The sequence below is a fragment of the Sphingobium sp. TomMM15 genome (assembly GCF_055397045.1).
The window spans coordinates 438,824-456,469 of the sequence record NZ_AP027315.1; the positions used below are offsets into that span (position 1 = coordinate 438,824).

At 63.4% G+C, this 17,646-nt stretch carries 20 protein-coding genes; 4 read left to right on the forward strand and 16 right to left on the reverse strand.

Features of this window, described 5'->3' with window-relative positions; translation table 11 throughout:
• Positions 1-203 precede the first annotated feature (203 nt).
• The 9 genes from ccoS to ACZ51H_RS14785 form a co-directional block, all read right to left on the reverse strand.
• Positions 204-344, reverse strand: a complete 141-nt coding sequence (gene ccoS, locus ACZ51H_RS14745) for a cbb3-type cytochrome oxidase assembly protein CcoS (protein ID WP_196226890.1) — start codon at positions 342-344, stop codon at positions 204-206.
• Positions 341-2,473, reverse strand: a complete 2,133-nt coding sequence (locus ACZ51H_RS14750; protein ID WP_464803443.1) for a heavy metal translocating P-type ATPase — start codon at positions 2,471-2,473, stop codon at positions 341-343. The genes ccoS and ACZ51H_RS14750 overlap by 4 nt, the downstream gene beginning before the upstream one ends.
• Complete coding sequence (locus ACZ51H_RS14755; RefSeq protein ID WP_464803444.1) at positions 2,473-2,919, reverse strand: FixH family protein; 447 nt, start codon at positions 2,917-2,919, stop codon at positions 2,473-2,475. The genes ACZ51H_RS14750 and ACZ51H_RS14755 overlap by 1 nt, the downstream gene beginning before the upstream one ends.
• A 2-nt stretch (positions 2,920-2,921) precedes the next feature.
• The gene (ccoG, locus tag ACZ51H_RS14760) at positions 2,922-4,352 is read right to left on the reverse strand and encodes a cytochrome c oxidase accessory protein CcoG (protein ID WP_464803445.1); all 1,431 of its coding nucleotides are present in this window, start codon (positions 4,350-4,352) and stop codon (positions 2,922-2,924) included.
• A 132-nt stretch (positions 4,353-4,484) separates the two neighbouring features.
• Positions 4,485-5,405, reverse strand: coding sequence for a cytochrome-c oxidase, cbb3-type subunit III (gene ccoP / locus ACZ51H_RS14765; protein ID WP_464803446.1), 921 nt, complete (start codon positions 5,403-5,405; stop codon positions 4,485-4,487).
• Positions 5,398-5,568 carry a cbb3-type cytochrome c oxidase subunit 3 gene (locus ACZ51H_RS14770; protein WP_464803447.1) on the reverse strand — a complete coding sequence of 57 codons (171 nt, stop codon included), beginning with the start codon at positions 5,566-5,568 and terminating at the stop codon, positions 5,398-5,400. The genes ccoP and ACZ51H_RS14770 overlap by 8 nt, the downstream gene beginning before the upstream one ends.
• A complete protein-coding gene (ccoO, locus tag ACZ51H_RS14775; protein ID WP_464803448.1) occupies positions 5,565-6,311 on the reverse strand; it encodes a cytochrome-c oxidase, cbb3-type subunit II in 747 nt (248 codons plus the stop codon). Before ccoO ends, ACZ51H_RS14770 begins: the two co-directional genes overlap by 4 nt.
• A 13-nt stretch (positions 6,312-6,324) precedes the next feature.
• Positions 6,325-7,983, reverse strand: a complete 1,659-nt coding sequence (gene ccoN, locus ACZ51H_RS14780; protein WP_464803449.1) for a cytochrome-c oxidase, cbb3-type subunit I — start codon at positions 7,981-7,983, stop codon at positions 6,325-6,327.
• Positions 7,984-8,304: 321 nt separating this feature from the next.
• On the reverse strand, positions 8,305-9,072 hold the full coding sequence (locus ACZ51H_RS14785) for a Crp/Fnr family transcriptional regulator (RefSeq protein WP_464795609.1): 768 nt from the start codon (positions 9,070-9,072) through the stop codon (positions 8,305-8,307).
• 113 nt (positions 9,073-9,185) lie between these two features.
• Here ACZ51H_RS14785 and ACZ51H_RS14790 point away from each other — a divergent pair, with 113 nt between their 5' ends.
• Positions 9,186-9,485, forward strand: a complete 300-nt coding sequence (locus ACZ51H_RS14790) for a GIY-YIG nuclease family protein (protein ID WP_464803450.1) — start codon at positions 9,186-9,188, stop codon at positions 9,483-9,485.
• Between the two features lie 51 nt (positions 9,486-9,536).
• On the opposite strand, the gene fixJ is transcribed toward ACZ51H_RS14790, so the two are convergent.
• The 3 genes from fixJ to ACZ51H_RS14805 are packed head-to-tail and all read right to left on the reverse strand — an operon-like array spanning position 9,537 to position 12,137.
• Positions 9,537-10,148: a response regulator FixJ gene (gene fixJ / locus ACZ51H_RS14795; RefSeq protein ID WP_464795610.1), complete on the reverse strand. Its 612-nt coding sequence runs from the start codon at positions 10,146-10,148 to the stop codon at positions 9,537-9,539.
• Positions 10,149-10,152: 4 nt separating this feature from the next.
• Positions 10,153-11,301 carry a sensor histidine kinase gene (locus ACZ51H_RS14800; RefSeq protein ID WP_460988545.1) on the reverse strand — a complete coding sequence of 383 codons (1,149 nt, stop codon included), beginning with the start codon at positions 11,299-11,301 and terminating at the stop codon, positions 10,153-10,155.
• Positions 11,302-11,321: 20 nt separating this feature from the next.
• Positions 11,322-12,137, reverse strand: coding sequence for a universal stress protein (locus tag ACZ51H_RS14805; protein WP_464803451.1), 816 nt, complete (start codon positions 12,135-12,137; stop codon positions 11,322-11,324).
• Between the two features lie 118 nt (positions 12,138-12,255).
• On the opposite strand from ACZ51H_RS14805, the gene ACZ51H_RS14810 reads away from it, so the two are divergent.
• Entirely contained in the window at positions 12,256-12,618 is a 363-nt protein-coding gene (locus tag ACZ51H_RS14810) for a hypothetical protein (protein WP_449469617.1), read from the forward strand.
• Positions 12,619-12,621: 3 nt separating this feature from the next.
• Here ACZ51H_RS14810 and ACZ51H_RS14815 read toward each other — a convergent pair whose 3' ends face one another.
• A complete protein-coding gene (locus ACZ51H_RS14815) occupies positions 12,622-13,284 on the reverse strand; it encodes an OmpW/AlkL family protein (RefSeq protein ID WP_464803452.1) in 663 nt (220 codons plus the stop codon).
• 134 nt (positions 13,285-13,418) lie between these two features.
• On the opposite strand from ACZ51H_RS14815, the gene hemN reads away from it, so the two are divergent.
• Positions 13,419-14,726: an oxygen-independent coproporphyrinogen III oxidase gene (hemN, locus tag ACZ51H_RS14820; RefSeq protein WP_464803453.1), complete on the forward strand. Its 1,308-nt coding sequence runs from the start codon at positions 13,419-13,421 to the stop codon at positions 14,724-14,726.
• Between the two features lie 298 nt (positions 14,727-15,024).
• On the opposite strand, the gene ACZ51H_RS14825 is transcribed toward hemN, so the two are convergent.
• Genes ACZ51H_RS14825 through ACZ51H_RS14835 form a run of 3 tightly spaced genes read right to left on the reverse strand, consistent with a single transcriptional unit; the run spans position 15,025 to position 16,655 of the window.
• Positions 15,025-15,804 (reverse strand): sulfite exporter TauE/SafE family protein, encoded by a 780-nt coding sequence (locus tag ACZ51H_RS14825; protein ID WP_464803454.1) that lies wholly within the window; start codon positions 15,802-15,804, stop codon positions 15,025-15,027.
• Positions 15,805-15,811: 7 nt separating this feature from the next.
• A complete protein-coding gene (locus ACZ51H_RS14830; RefSeq protein WP_464803455.1) occupies positions 15,812-16,333 on the reverse strand; it encodes a rhodanese-like domain-containing protein in 522 nt (173 codons plus the stop codon).
• Positions 16,334-16,337: 4 nt separating this feature from the next.
• A complete protein-coding gene (locus ACZ51H_RS14835) occupies positions 16,338-16,655 on the reverse strand; it encodes an ArsR/SmtB family transcription factor (protein WP_464780638.1) in 318 nt (105 codons plus the stop codon).
• Between the two features lie 66 nt (positions 16,656-16,721).
• Between ACZ51H_RS14835 and ACZ51H_RS14840 the strand changes: the two genes are divergently transcribed.
• On the forward strand, positions 16,722-17,594 hold the full coding sequence (locus tag ACZ51H_RS14840; RefSeq protein WP_464803456.1) for an MBL fold metallo-hydrolase: 873 nt from the start codon (positions 16,722-16,724) through the stop codon (positions 17,592-17,594).
• Positions 17,595-17,646 lie beyond the last annotated feature (52 nt).

A 17,646-nucleotide genomic window follows, 5' to 3' on the forward strand; every position in this document is an offset into this window, starting at 1 on the left:
AGGGGCCTGATCCATTCGGACCAGGTCCCTTTGTCGCACCCGCCATGTTCAGGGGTCGTCATCCCGGACTTGATCCGGGATCCCGCTCTCTTTGTGATATTTTCAAAAGTAGCGGGACCCCGGGTCAAGCCCGGGGTGACGGAACGCAGACTTTGAAGCCACGGTTTGGCCAAAGGTCGACAAGGCACCAAAGCACCCCGCGGTCAATCTTCGTCAATCAATATCCGCGCCGCTGCGCCTTCGCTGTCATCGAACTGCCCATTGCGCAGCGCCCAGAAAAAGGCGGCAAGGCCCAGCAGGCCGAGGAACAGGGCGATCGGGATCAACAATCCAAGGCCGGTCATTTCGCGGCTCCCTTCAGGCGGAGGGCGTTGGCGATCACAATCAGCGAAGATGTGGACATGGCGATCGCCGCGACAAGCGGCGTCACCTTGCCCGCAACGGCCAGGGGCACGGCCATCACATTATAGCCGATGGCCAGCGCAAAATTCTGCTTCACCACGGCGATCGTCCGGCGCGCCGCGCGAACCGTCACTGCCACGGGCGCCAGCCTGTCGCCCAGGAACACGGCGTCGGCCGTCAACTGGCTCGCGTCGCTGGCAGAGGCGGGGGCGATGCTGGCATGACCCGCCGCGAGCGCCGGGCCGTCATTCAGTCCGTCGCCCACCATCAACACCTTCTCGCCGCGCGCCTGTAACCGTCCGATCAGCGCCAGCTTATCCGCCGGGCGCAGATGGCCGATCGCCGTCGTGCCGGTCGCACGCGCGATCCCTTCCAGAGCTTCGGGACGATCCCCGCTGGCGATCAGCGTCTTGAGGTCCATCGAGCGCATCTCGCTCAGCGTTTCCGCCGCATCCGGGCGCAGGGCGTCGGAAAAATGCAGCAGCGCCGACCGCTCCCCGAACCGATATTCGCTCGCAAGGCCGAACAGGCTGACGACGCTGCGTGGCCGGGCCAGCGCCACCGCCACACCAGCATGATCGGCGAAGATGCCCTCTCCCGGAACTTCGCGGATACGGTCGAGGGACGCCGGAGCGACTTGGCGGGCCTCCAGCGCCTGCCGCAGCGCGTCGCTCAACGGATGACGAGAGCCCCTTGCCAGCGCCAGCAGGATCGACTGATCCTCACACTCCAGCCGGTCAAGCGCCTGCGGCACCGGACGGCCCAGCGTCAGCGTGCCCGTCTTGTCGAACAGCGCCTCGCTCACTTCCGACAGCCGCTCCAGCGCCGACCCGTCCTTCACCAGCACGCCGCGCCGCATCAACGCGCCGCATGCAACGATCTGCGCCGCCGGGACCGCAAGGCCGAGCGCGCAGGGACAGGTGATCAGCAGCACCGCCACCGCGATCAACAGCGCTTGATGCGCGCCGGCACCCGCAATCATCCACCCTGCGAAAGACAGCGCGGCGAGCAGATGGACACAGGGCGCATAATAGCGCGCGGCACGGTCGGCGATCTGGACATAGCGGGACTTCCCCTGCCCCGCTTCCTCCATCAGCCGGGCAATGTCGGCGATCACCGTATCGGCTCCGGCCGCCGTCACCTCGACCGTGATCGGTCCTTCGACATTCATCGCCCCGGCCTGCACAATGTCGCCAGCGCGGACGCGAACCGGCGCGCTTTCGCCGGTCAGGAAGGCGATGTCGATGCCGCTTTCTCCTTCCACGACCCGGCCGTCGGCGGCCAGCCTTTCGCCCGCCGCGACGATCATGCGCATGCCGGGACGCAGCGCACTGGCCGCTGTCCACTGGCTGCGGCCGCCTTCGGCCAGCACCAGCGCGCCAGGCGCCGTCTGCTTCAGCAAAGCCGCCACGCCAGCCCGAGCCCGCCCCCGCATCATGCTGTCGAGGCAACGCCCCGCCAGCAGGAAGAACAGCAGCATCACCGCGCCATCGAACCAGGCATGTTTGCCGCCGCTGATGGTTTCGAAAAGGCTCATGGCGGTCGTCAGCAGCACGCCGATGCTGATCGGCACGTCCATGTTCGTCCGCCCCTGCCGCAACGCAGCCCAGGCGGAACGGAAGAAAGGCTGGCCGGCATAAGCGACGGTCGGCAAAGCGATCAGCGCCGATAGCCAGTGGAACATCGTCCGCGTGGCCCCTTCCGCGCCTGACCAGATCGACACCGACAGCAGCATGATGTTCATCGCCGCGAAGCCCGCCACGGCAAGCGCGCGCACCAGCGCCTTGCTCTCTGCCGCCGCGACATCCTGACCCGGATCAGCGAGCGGCTCCGCGTCGAACCCGAGCGCGACGATCGCCGCCTTCATTTCCGGCGGGGTCAGTGCAGGATCATGGCTGATCGCGACCCGCTTGGCGCTCATATTGACCCGCGCGGAGTGGATGCCGGGCGTCAGCGGCAAGCCATTCTCGATCTTCGAGATGCACCCCGCACAATGAATGCCCGGCACCGCGAACAGGCTTTCCTTTGCTTCAGCCGAAGCTTCCTCGTTGAGAACAGGCTGGCTGGCCATCAGTCGATCTCCCGCAGCAAATGTTCTTCTCCGCCGCCATGGCGAATGTCGAAGCGCAGCTGCCACCGGCCACCGGGCAAGGCGCGATCGCTCACATAAAGTCCCGGCGCGGCCTCATGCAGACGCAACATGATATCCGGCGCGCGCCCAAGCGGATGTTGCGCCACCGCGCTCATCTGCGCACCCCGCACGTTCAGCTCCATCCGCACATGGCGCGCGGGGTCCAGCGTCACCCGGTCGCGCCAGCCCAGCTTTTCCTGCGCCCGCGCCTGCGCCAGCCAGCCGTTGAACTTCTGGCTGGCGACATAGCTATTCTCCACCACTGTCCCGCCGAAGGATCGCACGGCGATCGTCGCCATCAGCGTGTTCACGGCGATGACGACGGCAAAACCCGCGACGAGTATCGCGGTCATGTGCCAGCCGGTGAATGGACGGACATGTTTCATGTTCAGGGCCTTTCGAAACGAGCGTCTTCGCTTTCGCCGCCGCCTTCGCGGTCCAGGGCGCGCACGGTGAAACGGAAATCCTGCCGCACCGGACCTGCGGAGGGCATCGTCAGGAACAAGCGCAGCTTGGTCACGCTGTCGGCAGCGACCGTTGCGCGCACCGCATCACTCGCCTTTTCCCGCGATCCGGCGTCGGTCCAGATCTTTGCGCCGGGCAGACCCGTAACGCGCACCTCCACGTCGCGCGGGCGCGCCTCCATATTGCGCAGCTTCACCGTATAAGCGTTGCGGATCGCGCCGTCCGACAGGCGCACGAAGATCGGATTGCGATCCTGCTGCGCACTGATGTCGAGCCGCGTCCGCGCACCCAGCGTGAACAGCATCGCCGCACCAATGCTCGCCCACACGCCGAAATAGGCGATGGTCCGCGGGCGCAGCAATGTCTTCAGCACTGGTTTTGGCGCCGCACCCTTCTTCTCCGCTTCCGCATCGTCCTGCGTGCAATAATCGATCAGCCCGCGAGGCCGTCCGATCTGTTCCATCACCTTGTCGCAGGCGTCGATGCACAGCGCGCAGGTGATGCAGCCGATCTGCGGCCCTTCCCGAATATCGATGCCGGTGGGGCAGACCGCGACGCACTGGTTGCAATCGATGCAGTCGCCAAACTCTCCCGGATGCGCCTCCGCCTTTTTTAGGCTCCCACGCTTTTCGCCGCGCCAATCCTTATAGGTGACGACGAGCGACTTCTCGTCGAGCATCGCGGTCTGGATGCGCGGCCAGGGGCACATATAGATGCATACCTGTTCGCGCATGAATCCGCCCAGGATGAAGGTCGTGGCGGTCAGCACCGCTACCGTTCCATAGGCGACCGGCGCTGCGGTGCCGCTCCAGAACTGCTGTTGAAGTGTGGGCGCGTCGGCGAAGTAGAAAATCCATGCGCCTCCCGTGATGAAGGCGATCGCCAGCCACAGGCTCCACTTCCCCAGCCGTCGCGCCAGCTTGCCGACGCTCCAGGGGGCCTTGGCTAGCTTCAGCTGCGCGTTGCGATCCCCGTCGATGAAGCGTTCGACATGCTGGTACAGGTCCGTCCACACCGTCTGCGGACAGGCATAGCCGCACCACGCCCGGCCCACGGCGGAGGTAACGAGGAACAGGCCAACTCCCGCCATGACGAGCAGCCCGGCGACATAGTAAAATTCGTGCGGCCAGATTTCGATTGAGAACATGTAGAAGCGACGATGCGCCAGATCGACGAGGACCGCCTGATCCGGCGCATAAGGCCCCCGGTCCCACCGCAGCCAGGGCGTCGCCCAATAAATGCCCAGCGTCACCGCCATAATCGCCCATTTCAGGCGGCGATAGAAGCCGTCCACCGCCTTGGGATAGACGCCCTTGCGCTTCTCGTAGAGCGAGGGGGAGTCCGACATCAGCATGCCCGCCTCCCCGGAACAACTACACTCCCCGTCATCCCGGGCTCGACCCGGAATTCCGCTTCTTCCCCACGCCCGTTCCAAAGGGCAGCGGGACCCCGGATCAAGTCCGGGGTGACGAAGAAGGGGCGGCTGCTATTGCGCGGCATCGCCCGGCACCTTAGCCGCAAACTTCACCGGCACAGCCTCACCCCCGCCGAGACTGTGCACATAGGCGGCCAGCATGCGGATCGTCGCCTTGTCCAGCTTGTCGTCCCAGCGCGGCATCACGCCATGGCGGCTGTTCCAGACGGTCTCATGGATGGTCTCGGCATCGCCGCCATAGAGCCAGATCGCATCGCTCAGGTTCGGCGCACCGACGTCCCGGTTCCCCTTGCCCGCCGGTCCGTGGCAGACAGCGCAATTGTCGGTAAAGACCCTGCCCCCCCGCTGCGACGCCGGGCTGGGGCGGTCTTGCCCGCTAATCACCCGCACATGCGCCACCACATCGTCGACCTGCGCAGCGGTGAGCAACTGATCCTTACCGAAAGCAGGCATGAGCGACTGACGGGTTGCTGCATGATCGGGATTGCGCACGCCATCGGTGATGGTCTTTTCGATCGCAGGCAGATTTCCACCCCACAACCAGTCGTCATCATTCAGGTTGGGATAGCCCTTCGACCCCGCCGCGCCCGATCCATGGCACTGCACGCAATGGACACGGAACGCCGCCCGTCCGCCCTCGACCGCAGCCTGCATCAATTGCGGCCGCGTCGGCAGTATTTCGATGGAGGTATCGGCGATCGCCTGCCGCACCGGCGCGATCTGCGCTTCCCGCGCCGCCAGTTCCTTGTCGAGCGCCCCCCGGCTGGACCAGCCCAGCACGCCCTCTGTCGCCCGGCTGATCATCGGCAGGGCGGGATAGGCGATCACATAACCGATCGCGAATAGAATCGTCGCGTAGAAGGTCCACAGCCACCAGCGCGGCAGCGGCGTATCCAGTTCCTGAATGCCGTCCCATTCATGATGCTTGATCTCTGTGCCGGTGGCGGCGTCGATCCGCTTGTCATCAGCCATGATCGGCCTCCGCATGCTCAGTCTCGAAAATGGCGCGTGCGGCCGTTGCGCTTCGCTCGCGCCCTTTGGGCCGGAAATGCCAGCCGATCAGGACGGCATAGGTCAGTCCCATGAAGACCAGCCCCCAGCTGTCGGCGAAATGCCGCAAGGCGTCGTAGCTCATCGTTCGACCTCCTGCGGCTTGGCGCTTTCCACATCGACCAGCGTGCCCAGCATCTGGAGATAGGCGACCAGCGCATCCATCTCCGTCACCTTGCCCGGATCGCCATCGAAGTCGCGCGCCTGCGCCTTGGGATAGCGTTTGATCAGGTCTTTGGCGTCCGCATCGGGATCGGCCTGCGCCTTCAGGTCGTCATTGGCCTTGGCGATGTCATCCTTGCTGTAGGGCACGCCGACATCGGTCAGCGCGGTCAGATCCTTGCGCATGTCCGCAGGCTTCAATTCCCGCTCGGCGAGGAAGGCATAGCCCGGCATGATCGACTCCGGCACCACGGCGCGCGGATCGTTCAGATGCTGGACATGCCATTCATCGGAATATCTGCCGCCCACGCGCGCCAGATCGGGTCCAGTGCGCTTCGATCCCCATTGGAAGGGGTGGTCATACATGCTCTCGGCGGCCAGACTGTAATGGCCGTAGCGTTCCGTCTCGTCGCGGAACGGCCGGATCATTTGGCTATGGCAGTTATAGCAGCCCTCGCGGATGTAGATATTCCGGCCCGCCAGCTCCAGGGGGGTATAGGGCCGCATGCCATCCACCTTCTCGATCGTGTTGTCGATCCAGAAGAGGGGCGCGATCTCCACGATCCCGCCGATAGCGACCACGATGAGCGACGCGATGCCCAGCAGGGAGACGTTGCGCTCCAGCTTGCCATGGTCCCAGAACTTGGCTTTGGTCTTGCTTGTCATGTCTTGGCGTCCCTTAAGCAGGCTGGGCGACAAGCGGCCGATCCGCCGCCGGATCATAGGCCGCATCACTCATCGGCTTTTCCGCACGCAGCGGGCTTCCCGCGATGGTCTTGCCGATATTCCAGGCCATGATGATCGCTCCGGCGAGGTACATGAGGCCGCCAGCCGCGCGGATCACATACATGGGGAACATGGCACTCACGACTTCGGAGAAGGCATAGACGAGGTAGCCGTCACTCCCATATTCGCGCCACATCAGCCCCTGCATGATGCCCGCGACCCACATCGACGCAGCGTAAAGAACGATACCCAGCGTCGCGAGCCAGAAGTGCCAGTTCACCAGCCGCAGAGAGTAGAGCCTCTCCCGCTTCCACAGGCGTGGCGTCAGATAATAGAGGCAGGCAAAGGTGATGAGTCCGTTCCACCCGAGCGCGCCGCTATGCACATGGCCGATCGTCCATTCAGTATAATGGGACAGGCTGTTGACCGCCTTCACCGACATCATCGGCCCTTCAAAGGTGCTCATGCCGTAAAAGGCCAGCGCCATCACCATCATGCGGATGATCGGATCGGTGCGGATGCGGTCCCATGCGCCGTTCAGCGTCATAAGGCCGTTGATCATCCCGCCCCAGCTCGGCATCCACAGCATGACCGAAAAGACCATGCCCAAAGTCTGCGCCCAGTCGGGCAGCGCCGTATAGTGAAGGTGGTGCGGACCCGCCCAGATATAGAGGAAGATCAACGACCAGAAGTGGATGATCGACAACCGATAACTATAGACCGGCCGCTCCGCCTGCTTGGGCACGAAATAATACATCATGGCCAGAAAGCCGGCAGTCAGGAAGAAACCGACGGCGTTATGCCCATACCACCATTGCGTCAGCGCATCCTGCACGCCTGCGAAAGCGCTGTAGCTCTTGGAACCGAGAAAGCTGACTGGCACCGACAGGTTGTTGACGATGTGCAGCATCGCGATCGTCAGGATGAAACTTAGGTAAAACCAGTTCGCAACATAGATATGCGGCTCGCTGCGGCGCAGGATCGTGCCGCCAAAGACGACCAGATAGGCGACCCAGACGATGGTCAGCCAGATGTCGACATACCATTCGGGCTCGGCATATTCGCGCGCCTCGGTAATGCCCATGACATAGCCGGTCGCGGCTAGCACGATGAACAGCTGGTATCCCCAGAATACGAACCGCGCGAGCGAGGGAAAGGCCAGCCGCGCGCGACAGGTCCGCTGCACGACATAGAAACTCGTCGCGATCAGCGCGTTGCCGCCGAATGCAAAGATCACCGCCGAAGTATGCAGCGGCCGCAATCGCCCGAAACTCGTATATTCGATGCCAAGGTTCAGCGCCGGAAAGGCAAGCTGCAAGGCGATGTACAGCCCCGCCAGAAACCCCGCCAATCCCCAGAAGACCGTCGCGATCACGCCCCAGCGGATCGGATCGTCATCATATTTCCCCTGATCGGCGGGCATTTTCAGCAGTCCGCGGGCGATACCCGCATAATCTGCGCCACCAATCGTCACCACAACCATCAGCAGCGCCGCCGCGCAAGCGATGGCCATATGGACGGCAAAGCCGCTGTCCACCGCCATCAACGCCGCCAACAAGGTCAGCATAGCAAGCGCGAACCAGCCGCCCGATTTCAATAACAAACGATCCATCGGATTTCCCCGCGAAAGGTCTTTGCAGCGCCCCTCGTCCGGTCGCCGCCCCTATGCTCTGACCTCTGGCAAAGGCGGCGCGGCGGGTATGTAGGGGAATATCCTTAGGCAGATTGTCGCTGATACTCCCCCTCCCGCAGGCGGGAGGGTGGGAGGAATGCTAAACTCCCCCTCCCGCAGGCGGGAGGGGGCTGGGGGGTGGGCCAGCGCAACATCCATGCTGATTTTCAAAGGCCAGCCGAGAAGCTCGCTTCGCTCGCGCCCACCCCTAACCCCTCCCGTTTACGGGAGGGGAAGTCTCGGAACACCAGAAACCCGCTATCACTCGCCCTCGGCCATGGCCTCCAGCCGGTCGGCATCGGAAATCCGCACGCCGCGCCGCCCGGCCAGCGCGATCACGCCCAACCGCTTCATGTCGCTGATCTGACGCGAGACGGTTTCTATGGTTAGCCCCAATATGTCCGCGATCTGCTGGCGCGACAGAGGTAGGTCAATCACGCCGTCCGGGTCCGCGCGCAGCCGCCTGCTCATGTCCAGAAGGAAGGACGCGACCTTCTCTCGCGCATTCTTTCGCCCCAGCAGGAGCATCCAGGCTCGCGTCCGATCAAGGTCGTCCAGCGTCCTTTGGAGCAGCCGATGCTCAAGCTCCGAATGCTGGCGCGCAAAGCCGTCAAAAGCGCCGCGTGGGTAGAGGCAAAGTCGCGCATCGGTCAGCGCCGTTACGCTATGCGGCGTGCGCGCGCCGAAGGGTCGGCCGATGAAATCCGATGCATAGACCACGCCGACAATCTGTTCGCGCCCGTCGCCGGTCGATGTGGCCAGCTTCAGAGTGCCTTCAATCACATTGGCAACGACCATGCTGTCATCGCCCTCCCACATTACAGTCTGCCCGGCCTGCAACGTCACCCGTCGCCCGATCCGGTTGAGCGCCGCGCGCTCCTGCGGGTCCAGATCGGCGCAGATCGCCTGATCGCGCACCTCGCACCGATCGCAATATCCTGCACCGCAGCCTCCGGCAGCCGGGGTCATCACCGCCGCCATTTCGGCACCGCCGGGCGCCTTTTGCGCCAGATCAAATTGCATATCCATGCCCGCTGCATGCCGCCATGCGGGTTTCAGACCTATCCGTAAATCTCCCTAGCGATCCCCTCCTCCGTCACCCCGGGCTTGACCCGGGGTCCCGCTTCTTCAATGCCAAAACCATGGAGCGCGCACGAAAAGGCGGTTGGGTTTACATCATGAGCGATCGATATCGCGGAACGATGTATGTGGGCGTGACGTCAGACCTTTCCGCCCACATCCACCAGCATAAAACCGGCACCGGGTCCGATTTCTGCGCTCGCTATCGCTTGTACCGACTGGTCTGGGCCGAACGGAGCGATGACATCTCGGCATGCATAGAGCATGAGAAGCGCCTGAAGCGCTGGCAACGTCAGTGGAAATTCGCGCTTATCGAGCGAGGCAATCCGAACTGGGAGGATATGTTCGACCTGCTCGCCTGAAGGTAGCGGGACCCCGGGTCAAGCCCGGGGTGACGATCCCTGAACTTCGCTTCACTCCACCCCCGCATGGAACGCGATCCGCAGCGCTTCGGCCAGGCTCTTCACCTCCAGCTTTTGCATCAGGTTGGCGCGATGAATCTCCACCGTTCGCGGGCTGATCCCCAGGTCGAAGGCAATCGTCTTGTTGGGCAGTCCTTCGACCAACCCGTCAAGCACATCGCGCTCCCGATCGGTCAGAACATTCAGCCGCGCCCTTGCATCCTCCGCCCGCGCTCCGGCCCCACGATCGGCCGCCGACAGCAGCCGCGCTGCCTCGACGCATCCCAGCAGCGCCGCCTTCTCGAACGGCTTTTCAATGAAGTCGCTCGCGCCCGCCTTCATCGCCGCGACGGCCATATCGATGTCGCCATGACCCGTCATGATCACCACCGGCAGCATGATGCCGCGCGCGCGCAATTCCCGCTGCACCTCCAGCCCGTCAATGTCGGGCATGCGCACGTCCAGCAGCACGCATCCCGGTTCCAGTCCCGCCGCTTCCTTCAGAAACGCCGTGCCGCCCTCGAACAGCCGCACCGCATAGCCGCTGGTCTTTAGCAGGAAGGACAGCGACCGGCGGATCGCCTCGTCATCATCGACGACATAGATGGGGAAAGGTTCGCTCATGCTTTCAGTCCGCGCTGTCCAGGGTGAAGTGAAAGGCCGTGCCGCCCCATTGTGACGGCTGCGCCCAGATGCGCCCGCCCTGTCCTTCAACAATGGTCTGGCTGATCGACAGGCCAACGCCCATGCCGGACGGCTTGGTGGTGGTGAAAGGGTTGAAGAGCGTGCGTGACATGTCGGGGTCCAGACCCATTCCGCTGTCCGCGACGATCACCTCCACCCGCCCATCCTCGGCCGGGACGGCGGACAGGCGCAGGATGCGTGCGGGGCTGCTCGCCATCGCCTCCACCGCATTCTTGATGAGGTTGATGATCACCTGCTGCAACTGCACGCGGTTGACCAGCACATTATTCACGCGCCGATCGACGCTGATGTCCATGTCGATGCCCCGACTGTCCATGCCGATAAAAGCGAGCGCCGCCCCTTCGGCCAGCAACTCGCGCAGCGATTCAGGCTGGCGCATCGTCTCGCCGCGCTTGATGAACTCGCGCAGCGACCGGATGATCTCGCCCGCGCGCAGCGCCTGGCGTGCGCTTTCGTCCATCGCCTCGCGCAGCATCTCGCGATCCACCGGCCCATCGGCGTCCAGCAGGTCGCGCCCCGCCTCCAGATAGTTGGCGATCGCCGTCAACGGTTGGTTCAACTCATGCGCCAGCGCGGACGCCAGCGTCCCCATAGCCGTCACCCGGCTGGCATGCGACAGTTCCGCCTGAAGGTCGGCGACGCGCCGCTCGGCCTGCTGCCGTTCGGTAAGGTCGCGGATGAAGCCGGTGAACAGCCGCTGCCCCCGGTCATGCACCTCCCCCACCGACAATTCGATCGGAAAGGTCGATCCATCCCGCCGTCGCGCGCTGGTCAGGCGGCCGATGCCGATGATCCGTTTTTCGCCGGTACTGAGATAATGGTCGATATAGCCGTCATGCCGTTCCCGATCCGGCGACGGCATCAACATGGAGATATTTTCGCCCAGTACGTCCGTTTCGGCATATTGGAACATGCGCTGCGCCGCCGCGCTGAACGACACGATCCGCCCGGCCATGTCGATGACGATCAGCGCGTCGGGCACCGTCGCGAGGATCGACCCCAGCAGCGCCTGTTCCAGGCTATGCTCGCGCTCGCTCAAGCCTTCCGTGTCATCGTCGTCCGCCACCGCCATCGGGTTACAATGCCCTGTCTTCAGTGCGCCAGCAAGACAGGCACGCGTCCGTCGCGCAGCATCGTTCGGGTCACGCCGCCGAACACGAACTGGCGCAACCGGCTGTGACCATAGGCGCCCATCACCATCCAGTCGGGCTTCAGCGCTTCGACGGCAGCCATCAGGGCATCCTCCACAGCTCGGCCGTCCCGTGGCCAGCTATGGACTTCCGCTTTGATTCCATGGCGGGCAAGATATTCTGGGGCATCAGTCGCGGGGAAGGTATTTTTGCTCGCTTCCTCCACAGTCACGATGTGCACATCCTGCGCGAGCTTCAGCAGCGGCACCGCGCCCCGCAGTGCCGCCGATGCTTCCTGGGATCCATCCCAGGCGACTAGCGCCCGTCCCGTTACCGTCAGCGATTTCGCCGATTGCGGGACGGCCATCACCGGCACCGGCCCTGACAGCGCCAGTTCGGCGGCGATCGGCGGTGGATCGGTGAGTACCCTGCGCGGCCCTTCAGGCAGGGTCACGACGATGACATCGGTCAATGTCGAGGCGGCCAGTAGGCCATGAAGGATATCGCCATCGAGTTGCCGCCAATCCCAACTCACACCTTCCGCGCGAAGCCTTTCCTCGGTGCGCGCCTTGATTCGCTCGTCGATTTCACGCAGCTCGTTGATGATGGAAGGCGCCAGCGCCGCGCCGCCATACATGTCTGCGGCCACCATGTCGGGCATTTGCGTCACCTGAACGCAACGAATGTGCGCCCCCGTCGCGCGCGCGATGTCGCACGCTGCTTGCAGGCGGCTTTCCGCGCCTCGATCGTCATGGATATGAAGCAGTATCGATTTCATCTCACATCTCCTGCCGAGGAACCGTAACTTGTCCTTGCTGGCTAGGATCTGACGGCCTCCGCCGCCATCCGGGATAGTCCTTATAGTCTTTGTCCCCCGAAAACCCGATCTGGGTGGTATGACATGGACAACGATACGCCTCGAACTCGCACGCACACCTGCTTTTCCGAACGGATCGGCAGCTCGCAGCTATGTCATGCGCCTGCCGCTGGGCCAGGACGGGCTGATCGACGAGCAGGAATATCGGCATAAACCCGAACTCGCCACCGTCCGGCGCTTCTGGCCGAATGAACCCGACCGGCATGGCTGGCTGCTACGGACTTCCAACGGCTGGGCGCTATCCTATGAGCCGGGTGAGGAGGATGACGAGCGACTCTTCCGCCTGGACGCGCATGCGATTCAGCCCGGCAGCTATCTGACGCTGACCGAGCCGGATGGCGAGCGCCTGCCCTTCGTGGTGAAGGCGCTCGCCGCGGCATAGGGTTCAGAACTTTACGCCCACACCCACGCCAAAGACCAGCGGATCGAGATGCACGCGAACCTTCTGCACGCCTGCCGCCGTGGTCGAGAGCCGGGCCGTGGTATCGATATCGATATATTTGACATCCAGGTTCAGGAAGATGCTGTCCGTCAAATCGACATCAATTCCGGCCTGCGCCGCCCAGCCGAAGCTGTCCGACATATGCACTCTGGTCGCGCCCACCGCGCCCTCCAGCCCGTTCGACGCCTTTTCATTGTAGAACAGCGTATAATTTACCCCCGCCCCGACATAGGGCCGGATCTTGGCTTCCGGCAGGAAATGATATTGCGCCGTCAGCGTCGGCGGCAGCACCCAGGTGGATGCCAGACGGCCGATCGCCCCGGTCGTTCCGGTGCGTCCGCTGGCGCTGTGCTTGGTCGTCGCGGCAATCAGCTCAAAGCCCACATGGTCGGTTGCCATATAAGTCACGTCGATCTCCGGCATCACGCTGTTATCGACTTTCACCTTTTCGCCCGGAAAGGCGGGCAGCACGCTCCCGCTTCGTTCATTGGGCGCAACCATGATGGCGCGCAGCCGCACCAGCACATCGCCCTGCGCGGCCTGCGCGGGTGCGGACATGGCGGCGCAACCAGCCGCTGCTCCAAATAAGATAGTCTTGATGTGCATTTCCAAAGTCTCCGTCCCTGTTGTCGGTGACTTGGCTTTGCCCCGGCGCCGCACGCCCGGCATTGATCCGGCGCAAGCGGCAATTTGACCTGGCTCAATGCTGTGCGCGCTGTCCCATGCGATTCGGTTCAGCCATGTGGACCTACTTTCCTGACCTGCTGGCCCAGCCGGTGCCGCGCTACACCAGCTATCCCACCGCCGCGCAGTTCACCGCCGATGTAGACGCGGATGACCTTGCAGCTAGGCTGGACGAAGTGGAAACGGACGCCCCCCTCTCCCTCTATGTCCATATCCCCTATTGCCACGACATATGCTGGTATTGCGGCTGCAATACAGGAGCGGCCAATCGCGCCCAGCGGTTGACCGCTTATGTCGAGGCGCTGGAACGAGAGATGGCTTCCATCGCGAGGCGCTTGCGCGGACGCGGACGCGTCGCGCGGATCGCCTTCGGCGGCGGTAGTCCCAATTCACTGCCGCTCGTCGATTTCGTCCGCCTGCTTCAGCAATTGCTGCTCTGTTTCGATGCGCGTCACGCCGAAATCTCGGTCGAACTCGACCCGCGCCGCCTCGACGCCACCTGGATTTCCACCATGGCGGCCATGGGCGTCAGCCGCGTCAACCTTGGCGTACAGACCTTCACCCCGCATGTTCAGGCCGCCATCGGCCGCATTCAGCCGCTCGACATGGTGGAGCGAGCCGTCGATCAACTCCGCGCAGCCGGGATCGCGATCGGTTTCGACCTCATGTACGGCCTACCCGGCCAAAGCCTTGACGATCTTGCTGCGACTTTGGAAGCAAGCATCGCGATGCAACCCGCCCGTGTCGCCCTGTTCGGCTATGCCCATATGCCGCAGCTACTGCCTCGTCAGCGCCGCATCGACGGCAGCAATCTGCCCGATCTCGCCACGCGCTTCGACATGGCCGCACAAGGCTATCGCATGTTAACCGCCGCTGGCTATGCGGCGATCGGCTTCGACCATTTCGCCCTGCCGCAGGACGGCCTGGCAATAGCAGCACGTGACGGACGGCTGCGCCGCAACTTCCAGGGCTTTACCGATGATCCCGCCGATATTCTCCTGGGCCTGGGCGCCAGTGCGATCAGCCAATTCCCGGACCTAATCGTCCAGAATGAGAAGCAGGCCGGACCTTGGCGCGAACGCGTAGAGCGCGGCGAGCTTTCCGCCACTCGCGGCACGCTGCGCACGGGCGATGACCGGCGTCGTGGCCGGATCATCGAGGCGATCCTCTGCCGGGGCGAAGCGCATGTGGGTACTGTCCTGTCCCAGCCCGACCTGTCGCGCTTCGAGCGACTTGGCCTATTACGATTGAGCGAAGGCCGAGTGCAACTCACCCCCGGCGCGCTCCCCTACGCCCGCAGCATAGCCGCCGCATTCGACAGCTATCTGCAACCAGCGGAAAAGCGGTTCAGCCATGCGGTTTAGTGCGCTGGCGCTGGCAAGCCTCGCCTTCGTCAACCTCTCGGCCGGACAGGTGCCCCACTTTGCGGCGCGTTCGCCCTATTTCTGCGGCCCAGCCCCTCTCGGTTGGAAGCCTCCGGGCCGACACAAGCCCGCGTTACCGTCGGACGAGAAGATGGGCTGCCACTTCCTCATGTGCGGACGCAAGCGCAATCACGCCAGAGCAGATGGGTCTTGCCCCACTTAGTTGAACCGTTCACCCCGTCGTCATCCTGGACGACCGAACCAGCAGAACCGACGTTCGACCGCGATGACAGGAAACTCAAACGCCGCGCAGCGCGACATATGCGCCCACGGCGGTGACCGTGACGGCGAACAGCCGCTCCAGCAGCCCTTTGCGCGCCGCCATCTTTCGGCCGAGGGCAATACCTATAGCCGCTCCACCGACACCGCCCGCGATCAATACCCCCACGAGGGACCAATCGACAAAGCCCGACAGCGCATAGGAAGACGCAGTGGTGAGACCCAGCGCCGTGACGACGACGAGCGACGTTCCCACTGCATTTTTGAGTGGCATGGCAGTCGCCATCATCAGCCCCGGCACGATCAGGAAGCCGCCGCCGATCCCGAAAAAACCAGCGGCCAATCCCACTCCAAGGCCGATCGGAACGAGGCGTGGCAACAATCGACCAGCGGTTGCTCGCGACAGCCGTACATCGGGCGCGTCGGTGGTGCGCTTCGTCCGTAGCATGGAAAGGCCCACGCCGATCATCAGCAAGCCAAACAGCATCAGCAATCGCTGGCCGTCTACAGCCTTGCCGATTTCCGCGCCAATCGCCGCGCCAGTGACGCCAGCTCCCGCGAAAACGAGGGCGCATGGCCATTTCACCGTACCGGCGCGGGCATGGCCGATCAGGCTGAAAGCCGCATTGGCGGCAACAGCGACCGCTGCCGTCCCGATGGCGGCATGAGCAGACCCTACGCCCACCACGTAGACCAGCAGCGGCACGGCAAGGATCGAGCCGCCGCCCCCGACCAGACCCAACACGGTCCCGATCAGGCCGCCCGAAGCCAGAGCTGCAACGATCATGGCCGGAGACATGATCGGCCTACGCGCCGAGAGAGCGGCGATTCCATGGCATCGCCAGCAACAGCTTCGCCATGCCGCACCAGCCGGTCGCCCCCGCCATCATCAACCCCGCGCCCACAAAGGCCGACAAGCCGAAAAAGGCAGGAGCGACGAGGAAGCCGAGCAGGACGCCCAGCAGCACAAGGCCACCGGCCACCAGTTGCACCTGCCGCATGATCTCCAACGGCTGTGCCCGGTCGAGGCGCGTCGGCAATCCCGCCGCGCGCCAGCCGTCCAGACCGCCCTGAAGTATATGGCAGGGCGTGAAGCCCGCCGCCGCCTGCAAGGCTGCCTCATTGGCTTGCGTTCGCATGCCTGACTTGCAGTGAAAGATGATTGGCCCGGCCACCTGTGGCAGTTCCGCCAGACGATCGAGCGGGACATGGATCGCCCCCGGGATATGCTCGCGGGCATGTTCGTCAGGTCCACGGATATCGACGAGCGTGGCGCCCTTGGCCACGGCTTTATCCGCGTCGTGCGGGGTAATGGTTGTGATCGGCATCGGATCATTCCTTGCAGAAGATGGTGTAGAGACTGGCGAGCAACTGTTCCGTCCGCGCATCGGCGATGCGATACCAGAGCGTCTGGCTCTCCCGTCGAAAAGCAACCAGCCCCTCGTCCCGCATCCTGGCGAGATGCTGCGACAGGGCGGATTGCGACAAACCGACCTCTTGCGCGAGGTCGCCCACGGTCATTTCACCATGTTCGACCAGCTTGCACAGCACCATCAGGCGCCGGGCGTTGCCCATCGCTTTCAGCAGGTTCGAGACTTCGCCCGCCTTTTTTTCGAAGGTGGCGAGGTTCATCAACGGACGGATCATCATGCACTCCATTAGATATTGCTAATTTAGATAAGTGTAATATATTGTCAAGGAGCAATGGAGGATGACATGGACACAAAGCCCCTGATCGAAGCCTTTTTCGACGAGGCGACCTATACGGTGAGCTATCTGGTCGCTGACCCCGAAACCCGAGAGGCGGCAGTCATCGACCCGGTGATGGATTTCGACATTGCCAGCGGTGAGGTCGATACGCGCTCAGCCGAGCGGCTGCTGGCCTTTGCTGAAAAGCAGGGTTGGCGGATCACTATGGTGCTGGAAACGCACGCCCATGCCGATCATCTGTCCGCAGCACCCTTTATCAAGGGCAGGACCGGCGCACCGATCGGCATTGGTGAGCATATTTGCGACGTGCAGAAAATCTTCCGTCCCGTCTTCGGACTCAACGACATGCGGATCGATGGTTCCGATTTCGACCGGTTGTTTCGAGATGGCGAGCAGTTTTCAGTGGGCACGTTGCGCTTCACCGTCATGCATGTTCCGGGGCATACACCTGCGGACATCGCTTATCTGGTCGGCGACGCGGCCTTTGTCGGCGACACACTGTTCATGCCTGACTATGGCACGGCGCGGGCGGATTTCCCCGGTGGCGACGCGCGCATTCTTTACCGTTCCATCCGGCGGCTGCTGAGCCTGCCCGATGAAACTCGCCTGTTTCTGTGTCATGACTATAAGGCGCCCGGCCGCGATGACTATCGTTGGGAAACGACCGTCGGCGAAGAGCGGCGCGCAAGCGTCCATATCCATGACGGCGTGGATGAAGACAGTTTCGTCGCCATGCGCGAAGCCCGTGATGCGACGCTGCCCGTGCCTCGGCTGCTATTGCCTTCGATTCAGGTCAATATCCGCGCAGGTCGTTTCCCCGAAGCGGAAAGCAACGGCGTTCGCTATCTCAAAATTCCGGTGAAGATGAAGACGGTCTAACTGCGACTTATACCTATCGCGATCTGCTCCGATGCGCTTAGGCTAGCTAAAC

Excerpts from the sequence above, each read along its gene's own strand:
- ccoS (WP_196226890.1), bottom strand. The coding sequence starts at position 344 with ATGACCGGCCTTGGATTGTTGATCCCGATCGCCCTGTTCCTCGGCCTG.
- ACZ51H_RS14750 (WP_464803443.1), bottom strand. The coding sequence starts at position 2,473 with ATGGCCAGCCAGCCTGTTCTCAACGAGGAAGCTTCGGCTGAAGCAAAG.
- ACZ51H_RS14755 (WP_464803444.1), bottom strand. The coding sequence starts at position 2,919 with ATGAAACATGTCCGTCCATTCACCGGCTGGCACATGACCGCGATACTC.
- ccoG (WP_464803445.1), bottom strand. The coding sequence starts at position 4,352 with ATGCTGATGTCGGACTCCCCCTCGCTCTACGAGAAGCGCAAGGGCGTC.
- ccoP (WP_464803446.1), bottom strand. The coding sequence starts at position 5,405 with ATGGCTGATGACAAGCGGATCGACGCCGCCACCGGCACAGAGATCAAG.
- ACZ51H_RS14770 (WP_464803447.1), bottom strand. The coding sequence starts at position 5,568 with ATGAGCTACGACGCCTTGCGGCATTTCGCCGACAGCTGGGGGCTGGTC.
- ccoO (WP_464803448.1), bottom strand. The coding sequence starts at position 6,311 with ATGACAAGCAAGACCAAAGCCAAGTTCTGGGACCATGGCAAGCTGGAG.
- ccoN (WP_464803449.1), bottom strand. The coding sequence starts at position 7,983 with ATGGATCGTTTGTTATTGAAATCGGGCGGCTGGTTCGCGCTTGCTATG.
- ACZ51H_RS14785 (WP_464795609.1), bottom strand. The coding sequence starts at position 9,072 with ATGGATATGCAATTTGATCTGGCGCAAAAGGCGCCCGGCGGTGCCGAA.
- ACZ51H_RS14790 (WP_464803450.1), top strand. The coding sequence starts at position 9,186 with ATGGAGCGCGCACGAAAAGGCGGTTGGGTTTACATCATGAGCGATCGA.
- fixJ (WP_464795610.1), bottom strand. The coding sequence starts at position 10,148 with ATGAGCGAACCTTTCCCCATCTATGTCGTCGATGATGACGAGGCGATC.
- ACZ51H_RS14800 (WP_460988545.1), bottom strand. The coding sequence starts at position 11,301 with ATGGCGGTGGCGGACGACGATGACACGGAAGGCTTGAGCGAGCGCGAG.
- ACZ51H_RS14805 (WP_464803451.1), bottom strand. The coding sequence starts at position 12,137 with ATGAAATCGATACTGCTTCATATCCATGACGATCGAGGCGCGGAAAGC.
- ACZ51H_RS14810 (WP_449469617.1), top strand. The coding sequence starts at position 12,256 with ATGACATGGACAACGATACGCCTCGAACTCGCACGCACACCTGCTTTT.
- ACZ51H_RS14815 (WP_464803452.1), bottom strand. The coding sequence starts at position 13,284 with ATGCACATCAAGACTATCTTATTTGGAGCAGCGGCTGGTTGCGCCGCC.
- hemN (WP_464803453.1), top strand. The coding sequence starts at position 13,419 with ATGTGGACCTACTTTCCTGACCTGCTGGCCCAGCCGGTGCCGCGCTAC.
- ACZ51H_RS14825 (WP_464803454.1), bottom strand. The coding sequence starts at position 15,804 with ATGTCTCCGGCCATGATCGTTGCAGCTCTGGCTTCGGGCGGCCTGATC.
- ACZ51H_RS14830 (WP_464803455.1), bottom strand. The coding sequence starts at position 16,333 with ATGCCGATCACAACCATTACCCCGCACGACGCGGATAAAGCCGTGGCC.
- ACZ51H_RS14835 (WP_464780638.1), bottom strand. The coding sequence starts at position 16,655 with ATGATGATCCGTCCGTTGATGAACCTCGCCACCTTCGAAAAAAAGGCG.
- ACZ51H_RS14840 (WP_464803456.1), top strand. The coding sequence starts at position 16,722 with ATGGACACAAAGCCCCTGATCGAAGCCTTTTTCGACGAGGCGACCTAT.